Origin of the sequence: Lactobacillus colini (assembly GCF_017874575.1) — a bacterium.
In the GTDB taxonomy this organism is placed as follows: Bacteria; Bacillota; Bacilli; order Lactobacillales; family Lactobacillaceae; genus Lactobacillus; species Lactobacillus colini.
Window position 1 is genome coordinate 18632 of sequence record NZ_JAGGLU010000010.1, and the last position, 14298, is coordinate 32929.

Below are 14298 nucleotides of genomic sequence, written 5' to 3' on the forward strand. Positions count from 1 at the left end.
ACCGTGCTTAATCAATAAGTAGGAGCCTTGTCAACTTAATATAACAAGCTAAATATTATTTTTGATCATCGTCTAAAATAGTATCTAAATCACCATACCAGTATGCATCTACCTTATCTTCAATTGGATCAAAGTAATCTGGCTTAACGTTAATATACTTACCTGCTTCTGCCAAGATTGGTACAACATCTGCACGTACACCAGCCATATGGTGAATGTAAGGACCATAAACATACTTAGCTTCAAATCTATTTAAGTCTTTGAATTGGAACCAAGCATAAGTTCCCTGCTCATATGGTCCCTCACAAGTCTTGGCATTTCCAATTAGCATTGAATATTTACCATGATCGCCATCAAATCTTACTAAGGTATATGTGCCATCCTTAACGTCAAAAGCAGCTGAACCAGGATAATCGAATACAAAGTGAGTAGGTGGTAATACTGGACGACTCTTAGCAGTTTGGAATGCAAATGTACCTAAGTGCTGCAATAATTCGCCATTTTCATTTTCTGGATGACGGCAGTTAACATCTGCAAATAATGCTCTCTCTTCACCTAATGTAGCAGCTTCTGCTAGAACTTCAGAAATAGCACCATTAATATCGACTTCACAAGTTACTGGCATACCTTCTGTTTGAAGCAGGGCTTCAGAAGCATATGGTAAGATACCAATTTCATCTTGAAGTTCAGTCCAACATTGAATAGTTCCGGCATTGCAACCATATTCATGCATCTTATCTTGCATAGCTAGCTTCAAAGCCGCTACCTTCGTAAAGTCTTCATCTTCAATTTGAATATCAGCCCACTTATGATATACATCCTTAGTTTCTTCAATTCTAGGATCATTCTTAGCAATTAAGTCTCTCATGTATGAAGTAAGTTCACCTAGTGGAATTGGTGAAAGCTGGATGCCGAACTTTTCTAATAGTTCTCCTTCATTGACAATTACTGACCAGAAATCGAATGGACGTGGTCCAATTTGTAAAATTCTAGTATTTCTAAACGTCTTAACCACATTGCAGACTCTGATAAAGTCAATTACTCCCTTGCTAAATGAAGGATCATCAATATCACTATTTCTAATATAAGTAAATGGAACATTGAAATGACGTAAGACTTTTCCAATAGCAAATAAGCCACATTGTGTATCACGTCTTCTTGATCCATCTGGAGCTGGTGCTTCATCGCGTGGACCCCATAAAAGAACTGGAACATTAAATTTAGCAGCTAAACGGGCAACTTCATATTCAGTACCAAAGTTTTCATTAGCAATAAATAAACCATCAATTTTTGCTTCTTTAAATTTTTGAGTAATTTTTTCTAAACCCGCATCATCATATAATAAACCGTCATCATTTACATCTTTAATATCGACGTAGTTTACACCTAATTCATCTAACTTATCTCTTGTTTTATCAGCAAATTCAATTGCTGCATCAGCAGAAAAAATATTCCTTCTAGTAGGCACAAAGCCCAACTTTATTTGCTTTAAGCTCAACTTATCAGTCATAATGACCTCCTAATCATGTAATCACTTTCTATATAAACTAAATTATCATGATTCTGATTAAACTTAAATACTAATTTAACTAAACTAAGCTAGAATAAGGATTTTTATACTGAATCCCTTTTGACTATCCTAGTAGAAACCAAACTTTTTTGCGGCTGCCAAAATTTATCAGCTGCTTGTTGCTGCAACTGAAAAAGTGCTTGACTAGAAATTTGTTGAATTGGTACATGTATCGTAGTTAACTCAGGTGAAATCATTGTCCCAGCATAAATATCATCAAAGCCCATTACAGCAATGTCTTCTGGAACTCTAATATGCCAACTTGTCAGTTCTTTAATTAATCTAATTGCAATATAATCATCTTCGCAAAATAGTGCATCGGGTATAGTATGCTGATCTTTTAGCATTTCTTTCAATTCATCACTATCAGCTAACTTCATCATGGGCGATATACTATAAAAATGATCCGGTGCCACTTCCTGATTATGATCCTTCATCGCCTGATAAAAGCCCCTTCTACGATTTTGAAAATTAGATATCAGCTTGTTAGAGGCTACATAACCTACATTTTTATACCCTTTACTTAAAATATATTCAGCTGCTTGATATGCTCCCTGGAAGTTATCCATTGTGACAAAGTCAGCTGACACATCATCATAGTAAGTATCAACAAAGACTGATACGCCTAGGTGTTCTTTTAAGAAAATAATTTGTTCTTTAGATAAATCTGTAGCCAAAACAACAAAATTTTTTAGCTTTTTATTCTCTACTAGGTCTAAAACACCCTTTTTCAATTTATCCGACTCAATATTATGAATCTGTACACTACCACCATAACTAGAAATTCCATCAGTCAATGTCGAAAGTAAATTATCAAAAAAAGGCAGTGCACGATAATTTCCCTTAACCATCCCTCGATGATCAGTAATGATCAAAAAAGTTACTTGAGATAATTTATGAGTTTTATCTCCATGATGCTTTCGTAATGGGACATAGTTGTTCTCATTAATTACATTAAATATTTTTTCACGTGTTTTTTTACTAACACCAGGTTTACCATTAATCGCTAACGAAACTGCGGAACGTGATACTCCAGCCATTTTAGCGATATCTTCCATTTTTAGCATAATTACCTCTATATAAACTAGCACTAAACTAATTTTTTAGTTTAGTTAGAATATTGCTTAATTTATCATCTAGATGATAGCATATAAATCGTAAAAACGGTTACATTTTTTTGCTATATGAGGTGATTTAAATGAATATCTTAGAGCTAAGAAAGAAAGCTGTACAGCTCAGAAAACGCACTTGGGAACTAATATACAATCATAAAAATGGACACACTGGTTCAGACCTATCTTGTACAGACATTCTAGTTGCACTCTACTATAATGTCTTGAATCAAACGCCAGAAACGGTTGGAACATTAGAAGCAGATACTTACATTCAAAGTAAAGGTCATGCAGTTGAAATCTGGTACGAAGTTTTAGCTGATAAGGGATATATTGACCGAGATGATCTTGAAAAGGGATATTCCACATTTAATAGCCCTTACATTGGACATCCTACAACAGACGTTAAAGGAATGGAATTTCACACAGGTTCACTAGGGCACGGATTAGGACTAGGAGTTGGTGTAGCACTAGCTGCTAAAATGAATAGCTTAAAAAAGCATACCTACGTTTTAATGGGTGATGGTGAACAGGCCGAAGGATCAATCTGGGAAGCGGCTATGGCTGCAAGTAATTACAATCTTGATAACTTAACAGCCATTATTGACCACAATGATTTACAAATTACTGGTACAACAGATTCTGTTATGCGATCAAACCCTATTAGTAACAAGTATGAGGCTTTTGGCTGGAATGTTATTGAAGTCGACGGAAATGATCTAGCAGCTTTAATTCACGTTTTAACTAGTGAAAATAATACTGGTAAGCCGCGACTAATTGTAGCTAATACAGTTAAAGGTAAAGGTATAACTGTAGCCGAAAATCGAGCTGACTGGCATCATAAAGTCCCATCTCAAGAGGAATTTGAAGAAGGAATCCGTGAATTAGACGCACAAATGGAGGCACTCAATCATGAGTAATACTGATGAAAAATTAACCGCAAATGCAGCTATTGCACAAGTTTTAGATGAAGGAACTAAACTAGACCCTAACTTACTAGTTATAACTTGCGATTCCCGTGGATCAGCTGGACTTGTCCAATTTACCAATGCTCATCCTGATCGTACTGTAGAAATGGGAATTGCTGAACAAAATGCAGTTACAGTAGCTGCTGGACTTGCTCATGGAGGCAAGCATCCTTTTGTATTTTCACCAGCTTCATTTTTAGCAATGCGATCAATTGAACAAGTGAAGGTAGATGTAGCTTTCAATAAGACAAACGTAAAATTAGTCGGTATCTCTGGTGGTAACTCTTATACTTGGCTCGGTAACACCCACCATTCATTAAATGATGTTGCCATCACTCGTGCCATACCTGATCTTGAAGTTTACCAACCATGTGATAAATATCAAGTTAAAGCTTTGTTCAAGTATTTAATTAATTCTAATAAACCGGCTTATATTCGTATTGGTAAACGCAAACTTGATAATGTTTACCATGAAGACTTTAACTTTGTTCCTGGTAAAGCGACAATGATTAAAGAAGGCAAAGATGTCTGTCTTATCTCTACCGGTGAAACACTATTCTTTACCCTTCAAGCTGCTAAGAAGCTAGAATCAGATGGAATTAGCGCAGCAGTAGTTGATCTAGGATCAATCAAACCGCTAGATACTGAAATGATCTCAAGACTTGCACAAGAATTCGATAATATTATAACTGTTGAAGAGCATGATGTAATAAATGGTATCGGGTCAGCAGTAGCAAGTATTGCAGCCCAATATGCACATGCCAAAGTTAATATCTTAGGCTTTCCAGATAAACCTGCTATTCAAGGCACTCAAGATGAAGTCTTAGCATATTATGGTTTAGATAGTGAAGGGATTGCCAACTCTGTTAAAAAGGTTTTATCTAAGTAGGTGATAGAAATGCCTTCATATGTCTTAGCTATCGACCAAAGTACTCAAGGTACAAAAACACTACTTATTGATAAAAATGGTAAAATTTTTTGGAAAAATTCTCTCCCTCATAAACAAATTATTAATAATAAAGGCTGGGTCAGTCATGATCTCAACGAGATAAAGTCCAATCTAAAGCAACTCTTTGAATCAGCACTAAATCAAGTAAGTAGTCAGCAAATAGAATCAATTGCTATTACTAATCAACGTGAAAGTGCAGCTGCTTGGTCGCTCAAAACAGGTGAACCTTTAGCTAAAACTATAGTGTGGCAAGATAATCGAGCAGATGATCTTGTTAAGCGAATTGCCATTCCAGAAATTCGCCATTTAGTAAAAAATAAGACTGGTCTTGAATTATCTCCCTATTTTACCGGTGCAAAGTGGGGCTGGATGCTTATCAATGAACCTAAAGTAATTCAAGCTAGGCATAATAATGATCTAGCCTTAGGAACAATGGATAGCTGGTTAGTCTATCAATTGACTAATGGCTCTAGTTTTAAAACGGAGCCATCAAATGCCTGCAGAACACAATTGATGGATATCCATAAGGTACAGTGGGATCATAAATTATGTGAAGTTTTTGGAGTTGATATAGAATCTCTCCCTCAAATTGTTGACTCTAATGCTAAATTTGGTGAAACAGACTTATTTGGCTTACTCGATCATAAGATTCCTATTAGCAGTGTCTTAGGTGATTCACAAGCTGCTCTCTATGCGCATGGTTGCTTTAATTTAGGCGATTTCAAAGTTACCTTTGGTACCGGGTCATCTGTTATGTTAAATATTGGTAATAAATTACCTAATAATATAAATAATAAGCTTAACACGTCTATTGCTTGGCAAATTGACGGAAACATTAACTATGTACTAGAAGGAAATATAAATTACGCTGGTGCATCTGTCACATGGCTGAAGGATCAACTCCATTTAATCAATACTCCTGAAGAAACTGAACAATTAGCACTAACTGCTAATCCTGAAGATCATACTATCCTCATTCCTGCGTTTGCAGGTTTAGGAACACCATACTGGTTAAGTAATATGAAGGCTGCCTTTGTAGGTATGACTGCAACAACAGGAAAAAAAGAACTGGTTCGTGCAACGCTCAATTCTCTTGTTTACCAAATAAATGATATTATCAATGAATTTCTAACTCTTTCCCCTACAATTAATTCTGAAATTCATACTGATGGTGGAATGATCCATAATCGATACTTAATGCAATACCTTAGCAATATAACCCAGCGTCAGGTTGATATCGCTGATATATCCGAACTCAGTGCTATGGGCAGCGCACTAAATGCAATGAATAAAAAAGATATCAGTACTTTTACTGATACTTATAATCCTAAAATGAGCAAACAAACTGCACAAAGCGCTGTTTCTGAATGGCTCAATTGGATCCACAAACTTAGCTAATTAAAATAAAATTTTTCTCTAAAATATGCTGACCTGTTAATTACTTTTCCCCCCTATAAATAAATTAATAGGTTTGTTATCAGAGTTTGATATAAAATTTTTATTTAGTCAGTTCATTAATTTGAGCTGGCTTTTTGCTTTGTATTATTTATTGTGAATTCATTTTTAAATGTATTTAATGCTAAAAAAGTGCCAGATGACTATACCACCGTATGATCATCTAACACTAAATTAGTATGTCTTATTTAATTTGAAAAACTTAAATTATCTGAAGGATTTTCTACTTCTTTTTGAACAACAATTATTTCTTTACCTGCATCAACATAACCTTCAACGTGTTCAAGGCTTGCATAGTCTTTAGAATTAGTTACTAATACCATAATGGTTGGATCTAATTGGGCTTTAGCCAAAACACTAAGATCAACTGTGCCCAGAAGCTGCCCTTGTTTTACTTCTTGACCAACTTTTACTTTAGTTTCAAATCCTTTACCTTTCAAAGATACTGTATCTATACCAACATGAATTAAAATTTCCATTCCATTCTTTGTCTGCAATCCATAAGCATGTCCAGTTTCTGCAACTACTGTCATTTGGCCATTATTAGGTGCATAAATATTAATGATCCCTTTTCCTTTAGGTTTAATAGCAAGACCATCACCCATCATTTTCGAAGCAAATACTTGATCGTTAACTTTTCCTAGTTCAATGGCTTCTCCGCTCACAGGAGCATAAGCATAAAAGTCTCTTACATCGGGCTTTTTAATACTTTTTGACTTATCTGGTTTTAATACCTCATCTGGAATTGCAAACATATTAGTTAAGATAAAAGCAACAATGATAGTCAAGATAGAAACAATCGTATAAATAATTAAAAATCTAAAATTATAAATATACATCAAATATGAAGGTAACACTGCCAATCCATAAGTATTAGCAGCCACATTAAACATCCCTAAAACAGCAGCTCCAAGACCAGAAGTTAATACAGTAACAATTAACGGCTTAATATTATATCGAATTAAAACACCAAAAATAGTAGGTTCAGAAACACCGAATACTTGTGATGCCATAGCTGATGCAGCATCTTGCTTGGCAGTCTTGGACTTAGCTCTCAAAAAGATTGCTAGAGCCACACCTAAGTTGGCAAATCCATACATAGCTTCTAAAGTAATCAATGGATTTAAGTGAGTAGCTGCTAATAGTGACGTCTCAATAGCAATCATCATTTGGTGAACGCCGACAACAACCATTAAAGGATATAATGCACCAATAATAAATCCACCAATACCAAATGGAATATGAATGACAGCTTCAACGGCTTGAATTAATAATCCTTCAACCCAGTGAACAATTGGTCCAACACCTAAAATCATAATGGCAAAGGTTACTAATAATACCATGAATGGCGTTAAAATTTGCTCGATTACGTCAGGTATATGTTTCCTAAAGAAGTGCTCAAGTTTAGCACCAAGATAACCAGCAACTACCGCTGTTAGAACAGAGCCTTGAGATCCTATTACCGGAATAGTTCCGAATAATTTAATAGCTTTAGCTGTACCGCCAGCTACTGCATAGGCATTCGGCAGTAATGGCGACACTAACATAATTCCTAAAACAATTCCAATAATTGGTGTCCCTTTAAAATATCTAAAAGTTGACCAAACAAGTAAAGCTGGTAAGAATGAAAATACAGTATCAGTTAAAACGGTAACTACGGTCATAAGACTGGCTGGAATTTGACTTGGTACCATACCAAACAAACTTAAAACTTGGGCATTGGTAAAAGTACTCTTTAACCCTAAGAATAGACCTGTTGCAGCAATAACTGGAACAATCGGAATAAATATCCCTGCTAAAGCTTGCATGATTCGTTTACCTAATGGCAAATCTTTATTGTCTCCAGCAGTACTATTCCCACCTGCTATATCATCTTTGCCATAAATGGCATTAACTTCGTGTAAGTTATCAATTGCCTCATATACATCATTGACAATACCTGTGCCAAAAATCACTTGATATTGACCTGAACCTTCAAAGACACCTTTTACATCAGGTAGATTTTTGATTTTTTCATCATCGATTGCTTTTCTATTTTTAACGACGAATCGTAATCTTGTTTCACAATGAGTTACCGAAATAACATTATCCTTACTAATTATTGATATTAGCTGTTTAGCAACATCACTATAGTCTTTTCTTTTTCTAGCCATTGTTAATCTCCTCTAATAAAACAGCCTCATATGGTTGCAATTCATTATTATTAGCAAAATTACTTGCTTTATAATTACTTAAAATAACACTACAATTTTTAACTGGAATCGTAACATCTGCTGTAGATAAATTTACAAGTACTTTAAAATTATTTCCCCTTTGATATCCAATAACATTACTTGGTAAATCCTTAATTGGTGCATATTCTCCATATATCAGCTCCTTTTCATACTCAGGTTTATTTCTAATTTCAATCATTTTTCTATAGAAATTAAAAACGGAATTCTGGTCTTCAATTTCTTGAGCTGCACTTTGATTATTCAAATTATTATTAAATTCTAACCAGGGTTTAGCTCCAGTGTTAAATCCACTATTAACAGTACTGTCCCACTTAAACGGTGTTCTACCATTGTCACGGGATCTTAGGTTAACATAATAGAGAGCTTGATCTGGTGAATAGCCTAAATCTAGCATCCTTTTATAATTACTTATACTTGAAACATCATTGAATTCATTGATGTTACTTCTTTCAAAGTTCTGTGTTCCTAATTCTTCCCCTTGATAAATAAATGGGCACCCTCTTAAAAAGAAATACATTAAAGCTAGTGCTTTAGCGCCAGTAGAGTTTCTATATTTAGGATCTTTAATATACTTTGTAACGCTTCTGGGCTGATCGTGATTTTCTAGGAAATTTGCAGGCCAGCCATTCTTTACAGCTTGAATGCTCAATTGACTTTTATCGATTAGTTCTCTCAGTTCTTGGGGCTTCCAATTAGTGCGCTTATACCATTCAGAACCAGATTCAACATCTATGTCCGCATAGTGAAAATCAAAAACCATTGAAAATACACCATCTTGACCAATATATTTTCCTAAATCTTGATACTTAATTCCTGAGGCTTCACCAACTGTGACAATATCTCTATCTTTAAAGCATTTTTGGTTTAATTCATTTAAAAACTTTTCAATTCCAGGTCGATTTTCAGACTTTTTCTTAACTTTTGCTAGACCATCCTTGCCATCAGGCTCAAGTGAACTAAAGTCTTGATCTTTCTTTAAAAAAGTAATTGCATCAATTCGAAAACCATCAATTCCTTTATCAAGCCACCAATTAATCATTGAGTAAATATCGGATCTTAAATCAGGATTCTCCCAATTTAGATCAGGCTGGTGCTCAGAAAATACATGTAAGTAATATTCATTATTTCCTATGTATTTCCAAGCTGATCCATAACCGAAGTTACTCCTCCAATTATTGGGTGGATTGCCATTGCTTCCTTTTTTAAAAATATAATAATTATGATATTTAGAAGTAGGATCATCCAAAGCTTTCTTAAACCATATATGTTGATCTGAAGTATGATTAATTACTAAATCCATAATTAATTTCATGCCATTTTTATGAATTTTACTGATAAGTCTATCTAAGTCTTCCATAGTTCCAAACCTTGGATCTACTTGATAATAATCAGAAATATCATAACCATTATCTTTCATTGGTGACTTATAAATTGGTGAAAGCCATATAGTTGTAACCCCTAATTTTTTTAAATATGGAATCTTTTCTGAAATACCATTTAAATCTCCTATTCCATCATCGTTTGAGTCTTTAAATGAAGATGGATAAATTTGATAAAATATTTCTTTTTTTAAATTCAATTTTTAATTCACTCCTTATATGGTATCGTTACCATATTGCTTAAAAAATAATAAATTAGGCACTCTGCCTTTTTATTATTTTTAGTTTTAATGGTTCTTTTTTAATATTATTTTGAACATCCATATTGTTCAATAGCAATCGCACGCTATTTAAAGCTAGTCCATTTACAGGCTGTGCGATTGTAGTTAATGGCACTAAGGCATACTTTGAAAACGGCTGATCATCATAGCCCATTACTGCAATATCTTCTGGCACTCTGATACCATTATCTTTCAAAGATGAAATCAGTCCAATTGCAACTTCATCAGAGTTCGTAAATACTGCATCTGGTTTCTGATCTGCTTTAAACAAGATCTCGCCTAACTTCTCTCCATCTTCACTACTATGAAGATTTTCAAAGATTAGATCTGTATCTATCTGTTGATGAACATCCTCAAGAAATTGTCGATATGCTCTATTTCTGATATTACCATGGCTATTATTTTTAAATTTACCACCGGTAATATAGGCTATTTTCTTATTTCCTTTATCAAACAAATACTTAAGTCCATTTAAAGTGGCTTGATAATGATCCAGCCTAATTGATACATCCTTTAATTCTGGTATATATTCATTAACTAAAACTATGCTTTTAGGATATTTATGAAACATCTCCATGACTTGCTTGTCATCTTCAACTGAAGCTAGCATTAGCCCATCTACTTCATGGCTATCAATCATATTCAAAAAATATTTTTCTATTTCAGGATCATCATAAGTTTGCATAATCATTGCAGTATAGCCATATTTATGAAACTCACGCTCAATCTTATCAAACAAATAAGCAAAAAATGGATTAGTAATTCTAGATACCAAAACGCCAATTTGCTTGGTCTGATTAGTTCTAAATTGTTTTGCCACTCTGTTAGGTGTATAATCCAACTTTTTAATTGCGGCTTTAATTCTATCTTTTATATCATCACTAACATAAGGTTGATTATTCAGATAACGAGAAACTGTAGTAGTTCCAACACCCGCTTCCTTTGCAACTTGCTTGATAGTTGCCATAATTTTCATCTCCTATATATGGTATCGATTCCATATATAAAGATACAACCGCTTACACAACTTGTCAATAATTTTTTAGAAAATTTTTTAATCTTATATAACTATCCTAGAAATGCCTTGATATACTTATCTTTACACAAAAAAAGAGGACAATGTCCTCTTAAAATATCACTAACTATTTTGCATTATTTATAAACTTTAACAACTGATCTTCAGAGAAGCTGGATCCATAATCTTCTTGCAAACTCTGTATAATTTCTTTATCGGAAAGATGTAACTTTCTTAGCCGCGCTGCCATTTTACGCACAGCAATGGTACGCTCTCGAGCTTCACCTTGAGCTTGCCCTTAATTAAACTTCTCTCGGCTCAATTCTTCTTTATATCTTTGAAAGTCATTCATGTAATCTCTCCATTCTTGCGTATTAAGATATTCTGTCATTCGCTCGTTCAATCCAATTATAAACTTACCCGGCTGTTGGCTCATTTTACCAACTAAAAAATCCCAAATCTCTGCCATCTCAGCAGAAAGCATGCTTCTGTTCGGAGCCATGTTTTAAGGCAAATTTTAATAGAATATATGAACAACTAATAAATGTATAGTTGGTTATTGACACACTAGGTTACTATTCAGGATTAATTATTTCAAATAGATATTTAAAAATCTCACTTTTATTACTTACTCTTGTACTAATAATAACTATCAAAATCTTATCTATAAATTGCTTTTCTACTACTACCGGAGTCTTAAGATTGGCTAAAAATAATTGAAAATTTTTATTGCTATTTGAAATTATATGAGGTATCGAATAGTCACCAATTATTAACTGATTTCCAGCATCTTCTCTATTAATTATCGCTTTTATTTCTTTGTCATTAATTAATTCTTTATTTGTAAGCATAGTAAGAAAATCCGTTAACGCAAGAAAAAAATCAGAGGAATTATTATTTATTGAGAATGTATAATTTTTATGTGTATCATCAATCAAATTAGAAAAAGTTTTCTTTCTAACAATAGATTTTAGTTTTTTTATGTCTCTCTCCGCTACTAAGTCAGAAATAATCAAATCTATTTCTGGCAATTTTATTTCATTTACTAATTCTGAATCTAATACAACTGTATAGTCATAAGATAATTCACTCAATGCGTCAGAATTATCAATTACACTCACTTTACTACCATCGATTTTAGCTTCTATCAAGTATTTATTTATTGAGCTTACTGATTTACGTCTTGAAATTAAGATAATCTTATAAATACTATCATCAGTAGTTGATAAAACTAGCATTACATATAAAGAAATGTAGTATGCGTTAACATCAATATCATAATTTTGAAATAGCATGTTGGATATCTTTTTTGCTATATCAAAAGCAATAGGTTGTACTTTTAAATAATTTTTTATATTGGCTTTATTTTTCAGCAAAATAACTGAAAATAATATTTCTCGCTCTATATGTGCCAGACACATATTTAATATTTTATCATTAGGGATATCTAAACCATTTTTTAAAAAGCTTTTGATAATATCTGCTTTTATTTTCGATTCATTTGACTCGAACTTTTCCAAAGATAACTTTTTTTCTTTGAAATATTGTTTCTGACTATCCAAAGAAACATTTAGCATTTTACAAGCTAATATTTGACATTCTAACGCTTTATGGTCAATATATTTTGCAGCAAAATTATAATAGTCTTGGATAAATATTGTTTCAAAAAAATTAACCTTGTAATTATTATATTCTATTACTTTGTAATCAAATATAATATTTGTAACCAAATCAATTTTAGTTTTTAAAGGACAATTTACTACTATTCCTATTCCCTGCTTTAATTCAATTGATAACTTGCTACGTAATTTATTATTAAGCTCAAAGATATATTCCTTAATTTTAGATTTAGTAATATATAGCATATCTGCACATTCATCTAAAGATATACTTTCATTTATCAAAACAAGATATAATAGTCGTATTTCAACAGGTACTATCTGTTCTATATGCTGATAAAACCCAATAGACGATATAATATTTAAATGTAATTGTCCTTCGCATATGTTGATATAAGCATATTTACTTATTTCATCATTAATTGCTTTTATTTCCCGAGTAATAGTTTTATCCGAAACGCCTAATTTTTTTGAAATATTATGAACAGATATATCACTATTTTTCAGTAAATTAATAATCTGATTTTGTCTTTCAGATAACATATATTTATACACCTATATAGCTTTCTTTATTCTTTTCAGTCCTTCCTGTAGTTTACTTTTAGGACATGCAATGTTCATACGAATTCGATTACTATTTCCATAAACAGATCCTCGCATTATTCCTACATGACCTATGTCTACTAACCTTTTTTGAAATTCTTTTTCACTCATATTTACATTTTCACAATTAATCCATGCTAAGTATGTGCCTTGGGGGATATTAAACTTTAATGGTATCTTGCTATCATCAAAAAAGTCCTTTAATAATTGCATGTTCTTATAGAGGTACTGTACCATTGAATCAACATAATCTGAGTCATTATAGGCTGCTATTTGTGCATACATGCCAAGAATACTTACAGATGATAAAGCATTCTTTTGTTTTAAATCAATCAGGAACTGATTATAATCATTAAGACCAGGACATAAAATATAAGAGCCTATCAATCCTGGTATATTAAATGTTTTGGATCCTGAGCTGCAAAGAACTACATCAGTATCTCTTATCTTTAAAATTGGTACATACTTGTTGGGGGAATAAACTATATCTTGATGGATGTCATCAGATATTATATAAGTATCATACTTATAGCAAAGACTTGAGATTCTTTTCAATTCTTCCTTTGTGAAGACTTTACCCGTAGGATTATGAGGATTAGTTAATAAAAATATTTTGACCTTTGGCTGGCTTAGTACTGTTTCAAGCATATCCCAATCTATAGAATAATTTTCATATGCATCACCTAGTTTCACTGGCACTAGAATTCTATCATTTGATTCAATCGTATTGAAGAAAGCATCATACATAGGAATAAATGTTGCTACAGCATCACCAACATTTGAATGCATTCTAATAAAATCTGAAATTGAAAAAACTACACTCGGACTATAAGCTATTATATTTTCGTCAAATTCGAGATTATAACGTTTTTTAAACCAATTTTTGATTGCATTTTTATAGTCATGATTATTCCACCTAGAATATCCATAAATGGGGTGTTCAATTCTATCCTTTAGGGCAGCTTGAACAGAATCAGGTACTGCAAAATCAGTATCAGAAATTGAAAAAGGTAAAACATCATTTCTACCAAATCTGTCTTTTGCATAATCCCACTGTGTACTATATGTATTATGTCTATCAATATACTTATCAAAGTTTACTGACATACAAAA

11 protein-coding genes are annotated in these 14298 nt (G+C 32.9%); 3 read left to right on the forward strand and 8 right to left on the reverse strand.

Going from position 1 to position 14298, the window contains the following annotated elements:
• Positions 1-55: 55 nt before the first annotated feature.
• The gene (locus J2Z60_RS08155) at positions 56-1510 is read right to left on the reverse strand and encodes an L-fucose/L-arabinose isomerase family protein (RefSeq protein WP_209687202.1); all 1455 of its coding nucleotides are present in this window, start codon (positions 1508-1510) and stop codon (positions 56-58) included.
• Between the two features lie 104 nt (positions 1511-1614).
• On the reverse strand, positions 1615-2637 hold the full coding sequence (locus J2Z60_RS08160) for a LacI family DNA-binding transcriptional regulator (protein WP_209687203.1): 1023 nt from the start codon (positions 2635-2637) through the stop codon (positions 1615-1617).
• A gap of 131 nt (positions 2638-2768) precedes the next feature.
• Here J2Z60_RS08160 and J2Z60_RS08165 point away from each other — a divergent pair, with 131 nt between their 5' ends.
• Genes J2Z60_RS08165 through J2Z60_RS08175 form a run of 3 tightly spaced genes read left to right on the forward strand, consistent with a single transcriptional unit; the run spans position 2769 to position 5997 of the window.
• Positions 2769-3602 (forward strand): transketolase, encoded by an 834-nt coding sequence (locus J2Z60_RS08165; RefSeq protein ID WP_209687204.1) that lies wholly within the window; start codon positions 2769-2771, stop codon positions 3600-3602.
• Positions 3595-4539 (forward strand): transketolase family protein, encoded by a 945-nt coding sequence (locus J2Z60_RS08170; protein WP_209687205.1) that lies wholly within the window; start codon positions 3595-3597, stop codon positions 4537-4539. The genes J2Z60_RS08165 and J2Z60_RS08170 overlap by 8 nt, the downstream gene beginning before the upstream one ends.
• 9 nt (positions 4540-4548) lie before the next feature.
• Positions 4549-5997, forward strand: coding sequence for an FGGY-family carbohydrate kinase (locus J2Z60_RS08175; protein WP_209687206.1), 1449 nt, complete (start codon positions 4549-4551; stop codon positions 5995-5997).
• 245 nt (positions 5998-6242) lie between these two features.
• Here J2Z60_RS08175 and J2Z60_RS08180 read toward each other — a convergent pair whose 3' ends face one another.
• The 6 genes from J2Z60_RS08180 to J2Z60_RS08205 form a co-directional block, all read right to left on the reverse strand.
• Positions 6243-8207 carry a PTS sucrose transporter subunit IIABC gene (locus J2Z60_RS08180; protein WP_209687207.1) on the reverse strand — a complete coding sequence of 655 codons (1965 nt, stop codon included), beginning with the start codon at positions 8205-8207 and terminating at the stop codon, positions 6243-6245.
• Positions 8200-9867, reverse strand: a complete 1668-nt coding sequence (locus J2Z60_RS08185; protein ID WP_209687208.1) for an alpha-glucosidase — start codon at positions 9865-9867, stop codon at positions 8200-8202. The genes J2Z60_RS08180 and J2Z60_RS08185 overlap by 8 nt, the downstream gene beginning before the upstream one ends.
• A gap of 55 nt (positions 9868-9922) precedes the next feature.
• Entirely contained in the window at positions 9923-10915 is a 993-nt protein-coding gene (locus J2Z60_RS08190) for a LacI family DNA-binding transcriptional regulator (protein WP_209687209.1), read from the reverse strand.
• A gap of 346 nt (positions 10916-11261) precedes the next feature.
• A complete protein-coding gene (locus J2Z60_RS08195; protein WP_209687210.1) occupies positions 11262-11432 on the reverse strand; it encodes a hypothetical protein in 171 nt (56 codons plus the stop codon).
• A gap of 106 nt (positions 11433-11538) precedes the next feature.
• Positions 11539-13125, reverse strand: a complete 1587-nt coding sequence (locus J2Z60_RS08200) for a PTS sugar transporter subunit IIA (protein ID WP_209687211.1) — start codon at positions 13123-13125, stop codon at positions 11539-11541.
• 12 nt (positions 13126-13137) lie between these two features.
• Positions 13138-14292: a MalY/PatB family protein gene (locus tag J2Z60_RS08205; RefSeq protein ID WP_209687212.1), complete on the reverse strand. Its 1155-nt coding sequence runs from the start codon at positions 14290-14292 to the stop codon at positions 13138-13140.
• Positions 14293-14298: the final 6 nt, after the last annotated feature.